General features: G+C 30.2%; 19 protein-coding genes, 1 other RNA gene and 1 pseudogene. 16 read left to right on the forward strand and 5 right to left on the reverse strand.

The window, feature by feature from the left end; all coding sequences use genetic code 11:
- Positions 1 to 300 precede the first annotated feature (300 nt).
- Entirely contained in the window at positions 301 to 756 is a 456-nt protein-coding gene (locus D2A34_RS08950) for an 8-oxo-dGTP diphosphatase (RefSeq protein WP_119366380.1), read from the forward strand.
- 235 nt (positions 757 to 991) lie between these two features.
- Here D2A34_RS08950 and D2A34_RS08955 read toward each other — a convergent pair whose 3' ends face one another.
- Positions 992 to 1,795: an MBL fold metallo-hydrolase gene (locus D2A34_RS08955; RefSeq protein WP_119366381.1), complete on the reverse strand. Its 804-nt coding sequence runs from the start codon at positions 1,793 to 1,795 to the stop codon at positions 992 to 994.
- A gap of 283 nt (positions 1,796 to 2,078) precedes the next feature.
- On the opposite strand from D2A34_RS08955, the gene D2A34_RS08960 reads away from it, so the two are divergent.
- From D2A34_RS08960 to ssrS, 4 genes are all read left to right on the forward strand, one after another.
- Positions 2,079 to 2,624 carry an ECF transporter S component gene (locus tag D2A34_RS08960; RefSeq protein WP_079441496.1) on the forward strand — a complete coding sequence of 182 codons (546 nt, stop codon included), beginning with the start codon at positions 2,079 to 2,081 and terminating at the stop codon, positions 2,622 to 2,624.
- Positions 2,625 to 2,871: 247 nt separating this feature from the next.
- Positions 2,872 to 3,117, forward strand: coding sequence for a DUF1292 domain-containing protein (locus D2A34_RS08965; protein WP_079441497.1), 246 nt, complete (start codon positions 2,872 to 2,874; stop codon positions 3,115 to 3,117).
- Positions 3,118 to 3,135: 18 nt separating this feature from the next.
- Positions 3,136 to 3,534: a hypothetical protein gene (locus tag D2A34_RS08970; RefSeq protein ID WP_119366382.1), complete on the forward strand. Its 399-nt coding sequence runs from the start codon at positions 3,136 to 3,138 to the stop codon at positions 3,532 to 3,534.
- Positions 3,535 to 3,590: 56 nt separating this feature from the next.
- Positions 3,591 to 3,782, forward strand: a non-coding RNA gene (gene ssrS / locus D2A34_RS08975) — 6S RNA.
- Between the two features lie 196 nt (positions 3,783 to 3,978).
- Here ssrS and D2A34_RS08980 read toward each other — a convergent pair.
- Positions 3,979 to 4,191 carry a hypothetical protein gene (locus D2A34_RS08980; protein ID WP_079441499.1) on the reverse strand — a complete coding sequence of 71 codons (213 nt, stop codon included), beginning with the start codon at positions 4,189 to 4,191 and terminating at the stop codon, positions 3,979 to 3,981.
- A gap of 308 nt (positions 4,192 to 4,499) precedes the next feature.
- Here D2A34_RS08980 and D2A34_RS08985 point away from each other — a divergent pair, with 308 nt between their 5' ends.
- The 4 genes from D2A34_RS08985 to D2A34_RS09000 all read left to right on the forward strand — a co-directional run bounded on the left by D2A34_RS08985 (position 4,500) and on the right by D2A34_RS09000 (position 7,732).
- On the forward strand, positions 4,500 to 4,697 hold the full coding sequence (locus D2A34_RS08985; protein WP_079441500.1) for a DUF896 domain-containing protein: 198 nt from the start codon (positions 4,500 to 4,502) through the stop codon (positions 4,695 to 4,697).
- 6 nt (positions 4,698 to 4,703) lie between these two features.
- The gene (gene hprK / locus D2A34_RS08990) at positions 4,704 to 5,612 is read left to right on the forward strand and encodes an HPr(Ser) kinase/phosphatase (RefSeq protein ID WP_079441501.1); all 909 of its coding nucleotides are present in this window, start codon (positions 4,704 to 4,706) and stop codon (positions 5,610 to 5,612) included.
- 33 nt (positions 5,613 to 5,645) lie between these two features.
- Positions 5,646 to 7,043, forward strand: a complete 1,398-nt coding sequence (locus D2A34_RS08995; protein WP_119366383.1) for an aminopeptidase — start codon at positions 5,646 to 5,648, stop codon at positions 7,041 to 7,043.
- Between the two features lie 374 nt (positions 7,044 to 7,417).
- Positions 7,418 to 7,732: a hypothetical protein gene (locus tag D2A34_RS09000; RefSeq protein WP_182629330.1), complete on the forward strand. Its 315-nt coding sequence runs from the start codon at positions 7,418 to 7,420 to the stop codon at positions 7,730 to 7,732.
- A 540-nt stretch (positions 7,733 to 8,272) separates the two neighbouring features.
- On the opposite strand, the gene D2A34_RS09005 is transcribed toward D2A34_RS09000, so the two are convergent.
- Complete coding sequence (locus D2A34_RS09005; RefSeq protein WP_119366385.1) at positions 8,273 to 9,106, reverse strand: PHP domain-containing protein; 834 nt, start codon at positions 9,104 to 9,106, stop codon at positions 8,273 to 8,275.
- Positions 9,107 to 9,449: 343 nt separating this feature from the next.
- Here D2A34_RS09005 and D2A34_RS09010 point away from each other — a divergent pair, with 343 nt between their 5' ends.
- From D2A34_RS09010 to D2A34_RS09040, 7 genes are all read left to right on the forward strand, one after another.
- The gene (locus tag D2A34_RS09010) at positions 9,450 to 10,319 is read left to right on the forward strand and encodes a hydrogenase small subunit (RefSeq protein ID WP_119366386.1); all 870 of its coding nucleotides are present in this window, start codon (positions 9,450 to 9,452) and stop codon (positions 10,317 to 10,319) included.
- An 8-nt stretch (positions 10,320 to 10,327) separates the two neighbouring features.
- Positions 10,328 to 11,719 carry a nickel-dependent hydrogenase large subunit gene (locus D2A34_RS09015; RefSeq protein ID WP_119366387.1) on the forward strand — a complete coding sequence of 464 codons (1,392 nt, stop codon included), beginning with the start codon at positions 10,328 to 10,330 and terminating at the stop codon, positions 11,717 to 11,719.
- Entirely contained in the window at positions 11,716 to 12,219 is a 504-nt protein-coding gene (locus D2A34_RS09020) for a hydrogenase maturation protease (protein ID WP_341467239.1), read from the forward strand. The genes D2A34_RS09015 and D2A34_RS09020 overlap by 4 nt, the downstream gene beginning before the upstream one ends.
- A gap of 5 nt (positions 12,220 to 12,224) precedes the next feature.
- Positions 12,225 to 12,479, forward strand: coding sequence for a hypothetical protein (locus D2A34_RS09025; protein WP_119366388.1), 255 nt, complete (start codon positions 12,225 to 12,227; stop codon positions 12,477 to 12,479).
- Between the two features lie 356 nt (positions 12,480 to 12,835).
- On the forward strand, positions 12,836 to 13,525 hold the full coding sequence (locus D2A34_RS09030) for a Crp/Fnr family transcriptional regulator (protein WP_119366389.1): 690 nt from the start codon (positions 12,836 to 12,838) through the stop codon (positions 13,523 to 13,525).
- Positions 13,526 to 13,760: 235 nt separating this feature from the next.
- On the forward strand, positions 13,761 to 16,247 hold the full coding sequence (locus D2A34_RS09035) for a CoA-disulfide reductase (protein ID WP_119366390.1): 2,487 nt from the start codon (positions 13,761 to 13,763) through the stop codon (positions 16,245 to 16,247).
- 245 nt (positions 16,248 to 16,492) lie between these two features.
- The gene (locus D2A34_RS09040; protein ID WP_119366391.1) at positions 16,493 to 17,254 is read left to right on the forward strand and encodes a SagB/ThcOx family dehydrogenase; all 762 of its coding nucleotides are present in this window, start codon (positions 16,493 to 16,495) and stop codon (positions 17,252 to 17,254) included.
- Positions 17,255 to 17,399: 145 nt separating this feature from the next.
- Here the strand turns inward: D2A34_RS09040 and D2A34_RS09045 are convergent, their stop codons facing one another.
- Positions 17,400 to 18,989 (reverse strand): nitrite/sulfite reductase, encoded by a 1,590-nt coding sequence (locus D2A34_RS09045; protein ID WP_119366392.1) that lies wholly within the window; start codon positions 18,987 to 18,989, stop codon positions 17,400 to 17,402.
- Positions 18,990 to 19,158: 169 nt separating this feature from the next.
- Positions 19,159 to 19,332: pseudogene (locus D2A34_RS09050) on the reverse strand (PLP-dependent transferase); the annotation flags it as partial.
- Positions 19,333 to 19,361 lie beyond the last annotated feature (29 nt).

The following is a 19,361-nucleotide window of genomic DNA, read 5'->3' on the forward strand; positions in this document are numbered from 1 at the left end:
GGCAAGCTAATGACAAGCAAGAATGGAACAACTTTTAATGAAGAAATGCCTACAGTTCCATTTTCAATGCAACTCTGCGTAAAAGAGCACCTTCTCTTTCTAGTATATAATATATGTCAAAGTATTAATTTTCTTTAAATTTTGTTTGTCTAAATAATAATACAAATAAATGGAGAATTGATAAAATAATGCAAAGATAAGTTATAATAATTATAGAAAAATATGTATTAACCTAAGCTGTTAGCTTTATCGAATGAAGCATAAGATTTTAGTTTTATAAATTGTGGGGTGGAGTAGATAATGTCAAAAGTTGAATTAACAAATATGTGTATGATTTATGATAGAACTAATAACAAGGTTTTAGTTCAAGAGAGGATTAAGTCTTGGAAAGGCATTGCTTTTCCGGGAGGACACGTTGAGGATGGAGAAAGTATAGTAGAATCAATTATTAGAGAGATAAAGGAAGAGACCGGGTTAACTATATCTGAATTAGAGCCATGTGGAATTATTTATAGATTTAATGACCAAACGGGTGATAAATATTTCGTATTCAATTATAGAACTGAAACATTTAGTGGAGAACTTTTAGAAGAAACTGATGAGGGCAGGGTGTTTTGGATTAATAGGGAGGAGTTGCTGGAACTAAAACTCTCAGATGGCTTTAAAGAAAGATTACCAATGTTTTTTGATAGGAAGTTTTCTGAGGGATTTGGAACTTGGAATGAGCATAACATAAGTGAATTAAAATTTAGATAAAGAATTTACATATGAAAATATATAGAAATTCAAGACATATGTACTATTGTAATAAAATATTAATCGGGATTAAATATACAAAGAACTTTATATTTAGAGGTTGTACCTATGAGTTTGTCCTAAACTATATTATAGAGCAAACTCATAAGGTATAGCCTCAATTTTACTTTTGTTAAAACAATTATAAAGCTGCGATTTGTAGATATAATTAGGTTATTTTATAGATAATGAATATTTATAATTCGATTATATCTAAATCATCAGGTACATATATTGTACCTTGGAATTCTTCTTTTCCTTCATTCGTATAAAGTTCTTTTCTCTTTTCTAAATTTTTATCTTCAGTATGATATAGTATAACATTTTTAACATTTAATTCTTTAGCATTTTTACATGCGTCTTTTGCGGTAGCATGATGTTTTTCATATGGTTTGAAAATTTCTCTTTGAGAGTACAGGCAAAACGCTTCATGAAATAAATAATCCACATTCTCACAGTAATCTTTAACAGCATCTCTATAAGGTTCATCGCCTAAAAAAGTCATGAATTTACCGTTTGAAAGTAAAGTCCTGAAACCATATTGAAGATCTTTAGTACTATGTATATCGAAGAAAGTAGTAGGTCTATCTAATATAGTGACAGTATAATTGTCGCTAATTTTATTGAATATAATTCTTGAATCAAACATATCTAAAAATTTTTTTTGAAGGACAAATGCCGAAATGGTTTTTACCGCATCTATAGAAGTTTCATGACAATAAATATTTAAGTTTCCAGTGTATTTATTATTTAATATGCCTTGCGCCACAGCACGAATAATCCACACACTACCTAATATGTGATCATTATGGTTATGCGATATAAACATATTATGTATTCTATTAATTGGGATATCTAACTTTTCTAAATTTGTAAGTATAGTATTACCGCCACCGGTATCAATAAGGAAATGCTCATCATCTTTTGATAAAGTAAAACAAGTATTATAACATTTTGTAACCATAGCAGAACCAGTACCAAGTATATTTATTTTTTCCATTTTAAATCTCCTTGCATAAAGATAAGAATATTAAAGACAATATAGAGTGAAACTTTTCAAGTAGAGTTTTATATCCAGTTAATAGGATAAATTAAGTTTCTTTCTTATATGTAGTTTCAAATTAACTATATTATAAAAGTTATAAGGAATAATATCAAGGAAATAAAAGATTGAAAAAACATAGAAGGTTTGTACATAAATTATTTAAAAGCATTTACTTATGCTTGTGTATAATATATACTAGTGTATATACAGTGTGTAAACAGAGGAGGAGACAGGATAAATGAATAATAAAATAAAACAAATGGTTTATGCCGGACTACTTACTGCTTTAGCGATTTTAATACCTATTCAATTTGGATTTTTAAGAATAATGATTCCACCATTCTCAGCGACATTAGCTTCACATGTACCAATGATGTTATCAATGTTAATATCACCTTTTGTAGCGGTGGTAGTTGGAATTGGTTCTACAATTGGGTTTTTAATAGCAGGAATGCCAGCCCCAATAGTGGCAAGAGCAGCAACTCATATTGTTGTTGGATATGTTGGTGCTTACTTAATTATGAAAAATCAAAGTTATACTAAAGCGGTAGCTATTACAGCACCTATTCACGGAATATTAGAAGCATTAGTTGTAATACCTTTTGTTGGGTTAAATCTTTTTACTTTAATTGTAGTAACAGGTATTGGAACAATTGTACATCATGCTGTTGATAGTGTAATTGCATATGGAATAATTAGATCAGTTGCAAGAGCGAGTAAGAAGAGTATCTATAATGTCTTTGGAGACTTTAAAACTAAACAGCAATATAGTTATATCAAGTAAAAATTAATGTAAAATCAATTGACTAAAACAAGTTAAAACTTTTAAAGAGAAAACTCAGTTTATATACTAAAGTATGAACTGAGTTTTTTAGTTTTTGCTATAGGATAGAAATTATAGAAAAATAATAAAAAAATATAGACAAAAATATGAAATATCATATAATAAGGTTAGAATAAATTAAAAACATTGTGATTCAACTCCGAATATAATAAGATGAGTTACAAGTAGAAAAGAAGAGGTGGACATTTTGGAAGAAAAAGAAATAATGTCATTTAGAGATGAAGAGGGAAACAAAGTCGATTTTGAAGCAATAGCAAAAATATACTTAGGGGAACAAGGGTATTTATTATTATCACCTGTAGATGAAACAAGTGATGATATGTTTGCCTTTAGAATAGATGTAAATGAGGAAGGTATAGAAGAGCTTAATCTTGTTGAAGATGATAAGGAGTTCGAAGAGATTAAAAAGGAATATAAGAAATTATTGTATTAGATAAAAGAGGTGAAATCAATGAAAAGTTCAGAAATTATAAGCTTTTTAGAAGATAGCGATTTAACTGATGTTGAGGAAATAAAACGAAAAGGCGATTATGTAATAATAAAATTTTACTATGATTTTGATAAAGAAGAATTAAGTGCAGCAAAAGCTTATTCAACAGAGGAAAGCGATTTTGAACCAGAAAGTGACGAATGGTATAAAGAATACTACATTCCATATTTAAGAGATATTGCAGTAGATAATGTTGAATCAATATTAGAAGAAGCAATGGAAGAGTTTGAATTAGAAGCTAAATACAAAGAGTTTGGAATGGAAAATGGAGATAGCGGATACTGTAAATTTATTGCAGCATTTTCAGATGAGTTAACAGATACGGAAATGGAAGATATTTTAAACGATTACTTTGAGTAAAATTGGAATAAAAATACTATTGAAAATATAGTATCATATGCTATAATTAAATCATAGATTTCCTGAGATGTGCGTAAAGCTTATGATATTCAACCTACATGATATTATCGGGATTTGCAATAGATTCATAAATGTCAGGCTTCATTTTATCACTGATTGTGACGGTAGAAGACAGGAATGGATTGCGCTTAACCCACCTGCGAGGCGCAGGACTTGAATATATAGGTGGACGGCATGTTGGGAGCTATGATTTGTATTCAACACCTCAGTAATGAGGTGTTTTATTTATTATGAAAATATAATTAATTAAAAAGACTAACTAAATTAACTCGAGTTAGTCTTTTTATCATGCAAATTTTAAAAGAAGACTTTACAGTATATTATTTCAAATTATCATAAAACTAAGAATATAGAATTGTAAATTTATGATAATATTTATTTATATTAAGCAGCTATCTCTTTGACAGATTTGGAATTATGTTGCTTGCTGTATAAAGAATTTAATTCTTTTTGATATAAAACAATGTGCTTGTCCAAATTTTGAGATAAAGCAATTATAAACCTTTTACTTGGTGAGAAAAATAATAAAAGTAAATTAAGTAAATGTCTTCTAAAAGAAATATTACATTTAAGTTTAAATAATGCCCAAGTTTTCATAATTACACCTCTTTTTACCATGATTGGTTAATATTATAGATTTATTATAAACAAGAAAATAAAATTTGTAAAAATATTTCATTTAACAATTAATGACAATAATGTGTAAAAAAATGATATAAAGTTATAAAAAGTATATTTTTCTACCCGAGAATATTCCAAATAAAACAAAAATGTATATATTTTACAAAAAAACTGTTCGACACGCATACTAAAAATAAAATGAATGATGTCGAAAAAATTCATATTGATTATATTATTTTAAATGGTAAAATTATTGATAGATACATAGAAAGGATGAATTTGTAATGGATTTTGAAAATGCAAAAATAGAACAAGTTGTAGAAAAAATAAATTTATTATACAGAACTAGTCAAGAAAGAGAATTGACAGAAGAAGAAAAAGAATTACAAGGAAAACTTAGAAAAAAGTACATAGATAATGTTAAGAAAAACTTTAGAGCACAATTAGAAGGTGTAGAACCTAAAAATAGAAAAAAGGGATGATAGTATTTGGGTGTTTCAGTTAAAAAGTTAATAGACGATTTGAATTTAGAAGTTCTAGTTGAGGGGAAGGAAGACGTAGAAATATCAGTAAACGATATTAATAGGCCGGGATTGCAATTAGCAGGATTCTATAATTATTTTGCTCCTGAGAGAATTCAAGTTATAGGAAAAGCTGAATGGAGCTTTTTAGATTATATGCAAATAGAACTAAGAAAAAAAAGAGTTAAGAAATATTTTAGTTTTGATATAAATTGTTTAATAATTACTAGAGGATTAGAGCCACATCCTGAATTTATAAAAGAAGCTAAAAAGCATAATATTTGGTTTGTTAGAAGTAACTTAGTAACTACACAGTTTATAAGCAAGACCACAATATATTTAGCGGATAAACTTGCTCCAGAAACAAGATTGCATGGTGTTTTAGTCGATGTTTCAGGTATAGGAATATTAATTACTGGCGAAAGTGGAATTGGAAAAAGTGAAACAGCGTTGGAATTAATAAAAAGAGGGCATAGACTTGTTACCGATGATGCGGTCGATATAAAAGATATAGATGGCCAATTAATAGGAAGATCCCCTAAAATAACAGTAGGTATGTTAGAGGTTAGAGGACTTGGAATTATTGATGTCACAACTTTATATGGATTGAGTTCGGTGGTACAAGAAAAAGAAATTAGGTTAGTTATGCATTTCGAACACTGGAAAGATGATAATGATTACGACAGATTAGGAATAGATAATGAATATATGAATATACTAGGAATTAATGTGAAGAAATTAACTGTACCTATCAGACCAGGTAGAAATATAGCCGTTATTATCGAAGCAGCAGCAGTTAATTATAGGCATGCATTGATGTCAAAGATTACGCCAGTAGATGTAATAGAAAGTAGAATGAATGACCTTAATGATTAAAATTGATTAAGAATCAAAGAAGGAGGAATGGCTATGAAAAATGATAAGAAAGAGTTATGTAAAAATATATGGAATAAGTACAATGCGAAACAAGTGAAAGATATATTTAAATTTTGTGATGAATATAAAGATTTTATGTCAAAGTGTAAAACTGAGAGAGAATGCATAAAAGAAGTAATCAGGTTAGCAAAAGCAGAAGGTTACATGGATATAGAAGAAATAATTAATGAAAACAAGAAATTACAGCCAGGAGATAAAGTTTATTCTAATAATAAAGGGAAAGCAATTGCTTTATTTATCATTGGAAATGAACCTATGGAAAAGGGGTTGAAGATTTTAGGGGCCCATGTTGATTCACCAAGATTAGATTTAAAGCAAAATCCTCTTTATGAAGATAGTGAATTGGCACTGCTTGATACACATTATTATGGTGGAATTAAGAAATATCAATGGGTTACATTACCGTTAGCCCTACATGGAGTAGTAGCAAAAAAAGATGGAAGTTTAATAGATATCACCATTGGTGAAGAGGAAAACGATCCTGTTGTAGGAATATCAGACCTTTTGATTCACTTAGCAGGAGATCAAATGGGGAAAAAAGCTGATAAGGTAGTTGAAGGTGAAGATTTAAATGTATTAGTTGGAAGTATGCCTTTAAAAGGAAGCGACAAAAAATCTGTAAAGGCAAATATTTTGAAAATACTTAAAGACAAATATGATTTTGATGAAGAAGATTTCTTATCAGCTGAAATAGAAATTGTACCAGCGGGAAAAGCCAGAGATTATGGTTTAGACAGAAGTATGGTAATGGCATATGGACATGATGATAGAGTATGTTCTTATACTTCATTAATGGCTATGTTCCAAATACAAGACGTTGATAAAACTTGTTGCTGTTTACTTGTTGATAAAGAAGAAGTAGGTAGTATAGGTGCTACTGGTATGCATTCAAGATTTTTCGAAAATATAGTTGCAGAAATAATTGATAAAGTTGAAGGTTATAATGATCTTAAACTAAGAAGATGTCTTACTAATTCTAAGATGCTGTCTTCCGACGTAAGCGCAGCGTTTGATCCTAATTACCCATCAGTAATGGAAAAGAAGAATGCAGCATTTTTTGGAAGAGGTATGGTGTTTAATAAATACACTGGAGCTAGAGGAAAGTCAGGCTCTAACGATGCTAGTGCTGAATACATGGCAGAGCTTAGAAATATAATGGAAAAACATGATGTATCAATTCAAACTGCAGAACTTGGAAAAGTTGATCAAGGTGGTGGTGGAACTATTGCCTATATATTAGCTCAATATAATATGGAAGTAATAGATTGTGGAGTAGCGCTTCATAATATGCATTCACCATGGGAAGTGGCAAGTAAAGTTGATATATATGAAACAATAAAGGGATATAAAGCTTTCTTAATTGAAGCATAAATTATAGGTATTGTGAAGAACTTGAAGTGAAGCAATGAACAACCGAAATAGAATACATATATGTTCCGCAGGACTGTGAAAAAATTTCGCTGAGCATATCTAAACTGAAAGTTGTACCCACTTCTGCATGCTCCTGTGACAAGCACAGGACAAGCAAAATTGGAACAACTTTCAGTTAAGATATGCAGCAGCTTATTTTTCAATGCCTGACTCCACATATATGTATTCTATTTCTTTGTTATGCTAGCACTTCAAGTATTTTATTTCACAGGTATATCTAAAAAGATTATATGTTTAAAGTATGGAAATCTATATTTAAAATATCTAACACGAAAAATAATAAAAGTATCAAGATTCAAAGATTCAAGTGTTTTTTGTACGGGCGTTTAATTTCAATACTTTTCTCATCTAAGATAGTTTCTGTAGTAAAGGAGAGTATTCATAATGAGAAATCAGATAATAACGAAAAAGAAATAAATGACTTAAAAGCGTTTAAACAAGTCAAAGAATTTTTCCCTATTCTTAGAATAAAAGTTTTTGAAGACGAGATCAGTATTTTGATTTTAATTAATACAATTATTGATACACTTCGAAGATTTGCAATGAAATCAATAAGAAAAGGTGATAAAAGTATTAGAGAACTCTTAGATTATATGGTCTTACAGGAATGTAATTTAAAATATATGTAATTTATCCAAGGTAATTACTGTAATATATAACATATATTACAGTAACAATGGTACCTTTTATTAATCATGTCTAAATTTAATATCAAAAGTAAAATTATCTTTAATTCCATTTCTAGTTTTAGCAGTAAATCTGAAGTAAACTTATATTAATGCAAGTATTTTTATATTTCTGTTGTTACAATGCCTTTATTTAATTACATTTACTTTTGAGGCACAATATCAAGCATCACAAAATTTCATGATGGCTCAAAATATATACTTCATTTTTCGAGAATAGGCATTGGTGAAATACTTAAAGAGATAGCAAACAAAGAAAGAGAATACATATATGTGGAGCAGGCATTGAAAAATAAGCTGCTGAATATCTTAACAGAAAGTTGTTCCACTTTTGCTTGTCCTGTGCTTGTCATAGGAACATGCAGAAGTGGGTGCAACTTTCTGTTTAGATATGCTCAGCGAAATTTTTCACAGCCTGAGGAACATATATGTATTCTCTTTCGGTTGTTCATTGCTTCACTTTAAGTATGTGCGTACTCGAGATTACTTTAAATTTAAAGCTGAAATTAATTTTGATAAATATTCATATGGTAGTTCCATAGAACCAATGTCTCCATGACGAGTATCTGTCTCTAAATCACCATGAAAATCAGAACCACAGGTGGTTAATAGATTATTTTCATTTGCTATTTTCACAAATTTTTTAGTCTCATCTTCTGAATTCTGGTAGTAAATCGATTCCAAGCCATCAAGATTCATTTCTAAAAAATCATTAATATCAGAATGACGAATTAATTTAGGATGAGCTAGAAATGCAAGAGCATTATATTTTTTTAAGAGTTTTATCCCATCAGTAGTAGATAACTTTAATGTAGGCACATAGGCTTTACAGCCTTTTCCAATAAACTTATCAAATATTTCATCCATTTCATATGGGTAGCCACATTTAATTATCTCTCTTGCGATATGAGGTCTTGCAATTGTATCTTTAGCTTCTTTAAGAATCTTTTCAAAATTTATTTCTATATTATATTCCTCTTTAAGTTTGTCAATCATCTTTTTTGCTCTAACGATTCTATGATTTTTAATGTTGTCTAATTCTTTTGCAAGTTCATCATTTTTAAAGTTGTCATCCTTAAAAAAACCTAAAATATGTATACTTTCATTATTATGTTGTGTTGAAAGTTCAATACCAGGTATTACAACTACATCATGTTTGTAACTCTCTTCTATAGCTTCGTTTAAGCCGGTTAGAGTGTCATGATCAGTTATGGCTAAATATCTGACATTATTTTTATGAGCTCTTTGAACAACCTCCTTTGGAGAGAGAGTCCCATCTGAAGAAGTAGTATGAACATGGAAGTCCACTTTAAGCATAAATTTAACCCCCTATTTTTATGGATTTTTAGTTACAAAATTATAATAACATAATCATATCATAGTAGATGAACATAAGTATATGAATAAATATATCTGTTTTACAAAATCAATTTAAAAATATATTTTATTATAATAAATTACTACTAGTATATGATTTAGAAAATAATAGATGCGTATATAAGAAATTGTGTCTTTAAAACTTATAAATTAAGGTTTTTAAGCTGAATTTTTTATTTTTTAACATTTAAAGCATACACTTTACATAGAAATATTAGAGGTCATATTTCTAATAATTTGAAAGAACTATAGTAAAGCAATATATTATATTGGAGGAATTAAGTTGACTAGTAAGGAACGATGTCCACTTACAGAAGTTAAAAAACATACTGCAAGGAGACTAGTAAATGATGTTGCGGGAATGGTTGAAGATACCAAGAAAGTAAACGCTATATGGCTGGAAGTAACAGGTTGTTCAGGAAATATAATATCATTACTTAATAGTGAAAATCCAGGACTGTATGATATTTTAACTGATATGGTGAATTTCACGTATAACAATACACTTATGGGTTCAGAAGGAGAGTTTGCTTTTGAAAAATTTTTAGAGACATTGGATACGGAGTTTATATTATTAGTAGATGGAGCAGTTTCAACAAAAGAAAAGGGCCGTTATAACATTGTGGCAAATTATAATGGAAAAAACATTACAGCATTAGAGGCAATACAATTAGCAGGTGGAAAAGCAAAGTATGTTGTTGCTGTAGGAACTTGCGCTTCTCACGGAGGTATATCTGCTGCAAAACCTAATCCATCAGAAAGCAAAAGCGTGCAAGAAGTTCTAAGCCGCCAGGTTATAAAGCTGCCAGGATGTCCATGTCATCCTGATTGGGTAGTTGGAACGATAGCACATTTAGTAGGGTATGGTATGCCACAATTGGATGATGAGGGAAGACCTCTTCTTTTTTATGGAGTTACAATTCATGATACTTGTACAAGGCGTGGATTTTTTGATAAAGGCATTTTTGCACAAAAATTTGGTGAAGAAGGATGTATGCTCAAACTTGGGTGTAGAGGACCTGTAACAAAAACGGATTGTCCAAGGAGAAAATGGAATGGATATGTTAATTGGCCTATTGGAGATAACACAAATTGTATTGGATGTGCGCAATCAAAATTCCCAGATGGAATGGAACCTTTTGTAAAGTATTAGGAGGAATTATGGGTAAAACAATAACTATAGATCCAGTAACTAGAATTAGTGGATTCTTGGAAATAAAAGCAGAAGTAGAAGGGAATACAATTGCTAAAGCAAATGCCAGTGGATTGCTTTTTAGGGGATTTGAAAAAATGCTAAAAGGAAGGTCGCCTTTAGATGCAGTGTATTTTACAGAGAGAATTTGTGGAATATGCTCTACAGCTCATTCTATGGCTTCTACTTTAGCTTTAGAGGATGCATTAAAAGTGACAGTTAGTTTGAATGATAATTATATTCGAGATATTATGCATGGCTTTGAATTTGTACAAAATCATTTAAGACATTTTTATTTACTTTCAATGCCAAGCTACGTAGAAATATCAAGCATAAAACTAGTAGAAGAACAACAATATACTGATTACAGACTTCCAGAAAGAATAAGCAAAAAAATAGAAGGAGATTATATTAAAAGTATTGAACTTAGTAGATTAGCTCATGAAGGACTTGCACTTCTTGGAGGAAAGGCTCCTCATAATCATGGGATTTTTGTGGGAGGAGTTACGGTAAATATAGATGCATATAAACTTGAAAAAGTGAAGAGTATTATTAGAAAGGTAGAGTCTTTTGTAAAAAATATAATGATAGAAGACGTAGGAATAATTTCAAAATATTATTATGATTATTTTAAGAAGGGTGAATCTTATCCAAATTTTATGACCTATGGTACTTTTGATAAGTATGAAGATACAGAAATCACATATGTTAAACCAGGAGTAATGAAGGATAATATTAAATATAATTTAGAACCAGATAAAATAACAGAACAAATCCATTATTCTTGGTATAAAAAAGATGCAGGTATAGAGGAAGTGGACTTGTCTAAATTAGATGCATACTCTTTTATAAAGGCTCCTCGTTATTTAGGTCTACCTATGGAAGTTGGGCCGTTAGCACGGTTAATTATTAGCGGAGAATACACAAATGGACATTCCTGTATGGACAGAAATATTGCAAGGGTGTTAGAAACAAAAAAGATACTTGGAATAATGAAGAACCTTGCTGAAAGGGTAGAACTAAAACCAAATAATCAACAGGTCTATAATATTCCAGAAAAAGCTTATGGAGTTGGAATGATAGATACTACTAGAGGTGCACTTGGACATTGGATTGAAATAGATAAAAATGTTATTAATCATTATAATATCATAACACCTTCTGTATGGAATTTATCACCTAAGGATGCATCAAGTCTTCCAGGAATTACAGAAAGAGCCTTGATTGGAACTAAATTAAATAATGTTAAAGAACCTATAGAAATTGGTCGTATTGTAAGATCCTTTGATCCTTGTGTATCTTGTGCAACTCATTTAATTGGAGCAGCAGGAGACACAGAAATAGTAGAGGTTTTAGTTTGAATATAGATGAAAATAGAGAAATTATTATGAGAAATAGAAGTTCTGATGTGAAGGTTATTGCTATTGGAAATATGCTAATGAGAGATGATGCTATAGGCATTGAAGTGGCAAAAGGTATAGAAGAAAAGCTTTTAGAAAAAGAAATTGAAGTTATTTATGCTGAAACTGATGCTCAATATGGAATTTCTAATATAGAAAAGGATGATTATATTTTTGTTTTAGATGCTGCATATTACGGAAAGGAGCCAGGTGAAATTACTTGCTTGCCACTAAATGATTTCATTTCAAAGAAAAAAGGATGTTCACAGCATAATTATAGTTTTTTAGATTTATTGAAACTTTATTATCCTGGTGTTAAAGGCGAAATTTGTGCAATTGAAGTTAAAGAAGTTGAGTTTGGAATCGGATTAAGTTCTGCATTGCAGGAAAAATTAAAAGTCATTTCTAAAGACGTTTTAGATAAAATAGAAAAATATATTATAAATAAGTGTAGGGAGTGAAAAATATGCACGATACTATTTTGTTGAGTAAGATTTCCCAGGAATTAAAAAAAATATGTGCAGCTAACAATATTAATAAAGTTAATACATTTACTGTTATAGTGAATCACAGGAGTCATGTTAATGAGGACAACCTTTATGAACATCTTAAGTATGAGGATTGTGATTTAATTGGAGAATGGACAAAAATTAATGTGAGGAGAGAAGATATGCAGGATCAAATTGCTATTCTTAAAAACATTCAAGGTGAACAAAGCTAAGACACAATTAAAAAATAGAATAACATAAAACTATAAAGATTAGAGCAGGATATTAGCCTCGCTCTATTTTTTCATAATTTAAACTATAATATAATCATTAAATCCGCATAAAAGGTGTAAATTTGAACAATAAATTTGGGATACTGGTTGTAGATAATGAGTAAAACAATTTGGATGCGGTAAGAGAAGAATATCTTGAGAATAAAGGTTTTGAAAGGGCAGTTGATTCTTATATTAAAAATATTCTAAATATATAATAGTTTATATTCCCGTTCTGGGGTTATATTATATTTATGTGACTAAATCACATAAATTTCTCAAAGATTCATATATAATAAAATCATAGGGGGAAGCAAATGTTGAGTGATAATAGTGGAACATTAGATAATAGAGGAAAATGTATTAATACTTTATATAACAAATATCCCGTGTTAGAGAAAGTTGATAAAAAGAGTAATGGAGTAATAAGTAAGGAAGCATATTTTAAAATTTTACATGCTGATGAATATGTAGAAGCGGCAGAAGGAACATGTCATGGGATTTTATTTGTTCTAGAAGGAGCAATTAATATACAAAAGATAAATTTAAATGGAGAGCAAACTAATTTATACAATATTAAAGAAGGTGAATTCTGCCATGAAGCCTTAAGCTGTATATCGAAATTTGAATCACTAAATATAATTGGAAAAGCAATTCAATATTCAGAAGTATGCATTATACCAATGGAGGTTGTTAAGCAGTACATTATGATAGATGAAGAATTTTTATTATATATATATGGAGATTTGCATAGAAAATTCAGTGCTGTTATTGAAAACAAAGAAGAAATGATGCATGAGTCTCTAGAAACAAGACTAATAAAATTATTAATAAGCAAAAATAGTAATATAATTTATGCAACGCATAGCGAACTAGCTTTTCAAATTGATTCTGCTCGTGAAGTTGTGAGTAGAAAATTAAAAAGCATTGAGAAATCAGGATACATAAAGTTAGAAAGAGGTAAGGTAATAATAATTAAAGATTTAAATGAAATATTAAAAGATTAATTATGTAGGTACAAAGAGGAAATAAATAGGGACTTGATAATTAATATAGCAAAATTTAATAATAGAGTTTCAAGTGTGATAAAGTCACAGACAATAATAATTATTTTAATTAAACTTGAAGTAACATTAATTTAATTAATGAACTAAGGTTAATGAATATATCCTATATAAATTTAAAAGAAATAGAAGTTTATAATTTATATATTAATTCGTAAATTAAAAAGGAGAGATTCTTATGAATAAAAAGATTATTATTGTTGGTGGCGTTGCAGGTGGTGCATCTACAGCAGCTAGACTTAGAAGGTTAGATGAAAATGTTGATATAATTATGGTGGAAAAAGGTGAATACATATCTTTTGCTAATTGTGGACTTCCATATTATATAGGAGAAACTATTGATGAAAGAGGAAAATTAATAGTTCAAACAGTAGAAGAAATGAGCAGCAAGTTTAATTTAGATATAAGAAACTTAAATGAAGTTATAAGTATAGATAAAGAAAATAAGAAAGTTAAAATAAAAAATCACAAAACAGATGTGGAATATGAAGAGACCTATGATGTTTTAGTTTTATCTCCTGGAGCAGCGCCACTTAAACCACAAATACCAGGAATAAATGAATGTGATAATTTATTTACTCTAAGGAATATACCAGATACAGATAAAATTAAATCTTATGTAGATAACTATAAGCCTAAACACGCAACTGTAATAGGTGGTGGATTTATAGGGCTTGAAATGGCTGAAAATCTTCATGCTAGAGGAATAAATATCACACTTGTAGAAGCAGGTGACCAGGTAATGGCTCCTCTAGATATGGAAATGGCAAGTATAATTCATGAACATTTAATAGATAAAAATGTAGAATTAATATTAAAAGATGGAGTAGCAGCTTTTGAAAACAAAGGTAAAAAGATAATATTAAGCAGTGGAAAAGAAATTACAACTGATATGATAATATTATCAATTGGAGTTAAACCAGAAACAACAATTGCAAGAGAAGCTAATCTTAAACTAAATGAAAGAGGGGCAATAGTAGTTGATAAATTTATGAAAACTTCTGACCCAAGCATTTATGCTTTAGGAGATGCAGTAGAAGTTATGGATTTTGTAAATAAAAAGCAAACAATGATTCCTCTTGCTTGGCCTGCTAATAGACAAGGAAGAATAGTAGCAGATAATATATGTGGAAAAAATACTGAATACAAAGGAACTCTTGGATCATCAGTTGCGAAGATATTTGATTATACAGTAGCAACAACAGGTAATAACGAAAAGACATTAAATAGATTAGGCATAGCATACGAGGCTATTCATATTCATCCAGGTTCTCATGCTGGATATTACCCTGGATCATTCCCAATAGCTTTTAAATTGCTATTTGATCCAAAGTCAGGAAAAATATTTGGGGCTCAAGGTGTAGGACTTGATGGAGTTGAAAAAAGAATAGATGTGCTTTCAGCTGCTATTAAAGGAAATTTTACAGTCTTTGATTTGCAAGATTTTGAACCTTGTTATGCACCTCCATATAATTCTGCAAAAGATCCAGTTAATATGCTTGGGTACTATGCATCAAATATTAGTGAGGGATTTGTTAAAACAATTCAATGGAACGAAATAGATGAATTAGACAAAGAAAGATCATTAATAATTGATGTTAGAGAAGAGTTTGAATTAGTTACAGGAGGTTTTGATAACTCTATTCATATTCCCCTTGGACAATTAAGAAGCAGATTAAATGAAATTCCAAAAGATAAAAAAATATACGTTACTTGTCAAGTTGGACTTAGAGGATATGTTGCTTGCAGAGTTCTAGAACAAAATGGAATACAGTGCGCAAATATAGATGGTGGTGTAAAAACATATCTATATGTAAAAAGAGCAGAAGAAAGCATTAAAAATCAACATGAAAATAATGAAGAAATAAAAGATGAGGTGGCTGTAATGAAATTAGAAGATCTAGATATAACAGAAATAAATGCAAATATTACGTTAAATGCATGCGGTCTCCAATGTCCAGGTCCAATAAAAAGAGTATTTGAAGAAATTAAGAAGATGGAAGATGGCAATATATTAGAAGTTAAAGCAAGTGATCCTGGATTTACAAAGGACATAAAATCATGGTGTGATTCAACAGGAAATACTTTATTAAAATCTGAATTTGATAATAAAGAAAAAGCCTTCATAGCATATATTCAGAAGGGGACATCAGCAGCTTTGAGGAAAAATGCTTCTTCACCAAATGTTGTGGAAAAGAATGGAGCAACATTGGTTGTATTTAGTGGAGATTTAGATAAAGCAATAGCTTCATTTATAATAGCAACAGGAGCAGCATCTATGGGGAAAGAAGTTACTATGTTCTTTACATTCTGGGGGCTTAACATATTAAAGAGTAAAAATAAACCTAGTGTAGCTAAGGATACTATGGAAAAAATGTTTGATATTATGCTTCCAGGGCATCCAGGGAAATTACCATTATCACAAATGAACATGATGGGAATGGGGCCTGCAATGATAAAGCAAATAATGAAAAAACATAATGTTGATGATTTGGAAACTCTAATAAAAAATGCAATAGATATGGGTGTTAATGTAGTTGCATGCTCAATGAGTATGGACTTAATGGGAATAAAAAAAGAAGAATTTATTGATGGAGTAGAAATAGGTGGAGTTGCTTCATACTTAGGATCAACAGAAGATTCTGGATTAAATCTATTTATTTAATGGTGTTAGAAATTTTGGTAGGTAGTCTAAATTAAAGTTAGACTACCTACCTTTATGAATAAACAGCATTTTTATTTATAAACTAATTAAGTATATCTTGAATGTTTATTAAGTTGCTTTATAATATCAACATTGTAGTAGTAATTGTTTTTAGCGGTGAAATTAAAAACCGTAACTTATGGTACATACTTCTTTTTGATATTATAGTAATATATTTTGCAAAGAATAAAGATAGGAGAAATTTTATGGCAAGATATGAGAAGCAGAGAAATTTTTTAAAATCTAACTTTGATGAATTCAAAAATATAAAAACTGATAAAATGAATGGAATACCTAAGCCGGCGAGTATTAAATCCTATGATTCGAACTCCAAAATAGTTATTCTACCAAAGCCTAGTGAAAAAACTGTAACAAATTCTAATATTTACGAGTGCATAGGGAAGAGAAGAAGTACAAGATTTTATGCTGAGAAACAGATGAGTCTAGAGGAATTATCATATCTATTATGGGCTACTCAGGGTATTACTGGAACAAACAATGCTGGACTTATTCTAAGAACAGTTCCTTGTAGTGGAGCTACGCACTCATTTGAAACATATTTATTTATTATGGGAGTGGATGGAATACAGAAAGGAGTTTACAGGTATTTACCAGAAGATCATACACTTTTATTTATGTTTGAACTAGACGAAATGGATAATAAAGTAGATGAAATCACGTTAGATCAGCCTTTTGTGCCTAACTTTACTAAAAAGGCAGCAGCGGTGTTTGCATGGAGCACTATTCCATATCGTTCAGAATGGAAGTTCGATATTACTGCACATAAAAAAATCTTAATAGATATAGGACATGTCTGCCAGAATCTTTACTTAGCTAGTGAATCTATTGGTGCAGGAACTTGTGCAATTGGAATATACGATCAAAAGATGATAGACAATATTTTACGATTAGATGGAGATGAAGAGTTTATAGTATATCTTGCAGCTGTTGGAAAAAAGCAAGAATAATAAAAATAAAGCCGATGAGATAAGTATTAACATCTCATCGGCTTAGAATATAAAATATGTTGTTATTAATTTCTCGCTTGAAATAATTGCTCTAGTTTATGTACATATTCAGTCGTTTTAATAATTGCACTACAAAAAATAGTTTTTAAATAATATTTCTAATTTCATCGATTCCGACTCTACCTATAAATTCATTAAAGTTTTCTTTTTCTAACTTATTTTCTTGAAAGAAGTTTATTATCTTTTCAAGGACTATATGAACCTCAGTGGATTTTACACGGCAGTTTAGATTTTCTGCAAACTGTCCACCATTGTTTAGTGTGCCGCCAAGCCATAGAGTAAAAGCTTCATCGCAGCTATTCTCAGTTTTTACAAGTGCCCCTTGAAGACTGATATCAGCTATATGCTTTTGCCCGCAAGAGTTAGGACAGCCTGTAAAATGGATACGTATTGGTGTATCTAGCTTTATTTTAGAATCAAGATATTTAATAACTTCTCTAGCACGTTCTTTTGTTTCAACAATGGCTAAATTGCAGAATTCTTTACCTGTGCAAGAAACCGTGTATCCTGTAAAGATACTTGGAGATGGAGATAGTTGTTTAAATATGTCTTTTTCTAATAACGAAGGTATGTTTTCATCGCTTATACCTGTAATAATTAAATTTTGTGATAGTGTAGTTCTTATCTTGCTATCTCCGTATTTTTCTGAAACATCCGAAAGTTCTAAAAGCTGGTCATGAGTAATTTCGCCTAATGGTAAACTAACACCAATATAGCTTTTCCCAGCTTCATTTTGAGGATGTACTCCAAAGTAATACGATGCATTCCAAGTAGATAATTTATCTTCACCACTAGTTGGCATATCTCCAGTGAATTCTATCAATTTATCTTTAAATTTCTCTGCTCCCCAGTCTGCTACTAAGAATTTTAAACGAGCACGAGTACGTTTTTCCCTATACCCATAATCTCTAAAAATAGTGCATACACCTTCAGCAACTTTAAGCACATCTTTTGGTTTAACAAAGATATCAAGTTTTTGTGCTAAATGAGGGCTGGCTGAAAGGCCGCCTCCAACCCATACATGAAAGCCTATTACATCCTTGCCATCAATATTTTTGACTGCTGGAGTAAATGCAAGATCATTAATTTGTGCATGAGCTGCATTGTGTATACTAGCTGATATAGATATTTTAAATTTTCTAGGCAAATTAGAAAAATCTCTATTTAATAAAAAGAAATTATTAACTTCTTCTACAAGTTTAGTTGTATCCATAAGTTCATCTTTATCAATACCAGCAAGAGGATTTCCAACTATTGTTCTAGGACAATCGCCACAGGCCTCAAAAGGACTTAATCCACAAGCCTCTAGTCTTTCATAAATAGAAGGTAAGTCTTCTATTTGAACCCAGTGAAATTGTATAGCTCCTCTTGTAGAAACATTTGCAATTCCACGTCCATAATCTTTAGCAATTCCTGCTAAAACTTTTGCTTGCTCTGAAGTCATTATTCCAGAATTAATACGTACTCTCATCATAAAAAATCCCTCTCTTGGCTTTTGCTGGTAAACACCAGCCCATTTAAATCTATTCATATCTTCAGGCGTTATAGACGCATAACCTTCCTTTGAGTATTTGTCTATTATGGTTTCAATTACATCTAAACCATCTTTTTCAAGCTTTATAATTTCTACTTCATTTAATCTTTGATTCTTAGTCCAAATTGCTTCATAAGACATTTAATTTCCTCCTTAGTAATTTTAATTAGGATAAAGAATAAGCACAAATTTTTAAGAATATATTACTAAAAATTTTATTTTCATGTGCCTTAATTGTGTATTATTAGTAAATTATTTTATTTAACTATTCAACTTTATAATATAAGAGATTTTAGCGCCGTGATATAAATCACATAGCTATTAAGTTGAGAGCTTGTTCTAAATCTTTGATTATATCCGTAGCATCTTCAAGACCAACGGCCAACCGAACAAGACCATCACTAATTCCAGCTGATAATCTTTCTTCTTTTGAACACACAGCATGGCTCATAGTAGCTGGATGTTGTATTAAGGTCTCTGTATCTATGTTTAAACGCAAAAAATGAAATTTGT

The sequence above is a fragment of the Clostridium chromiireducens genome (genome assembly GCF_003575225.1).
In the GTDB taxonomy this organism is placed as follows: Bacteria; Bacillota; Clostridia; order Clostridiales; family Clostridiaceae; genus Clostridium; species Clostridium chromiireducens.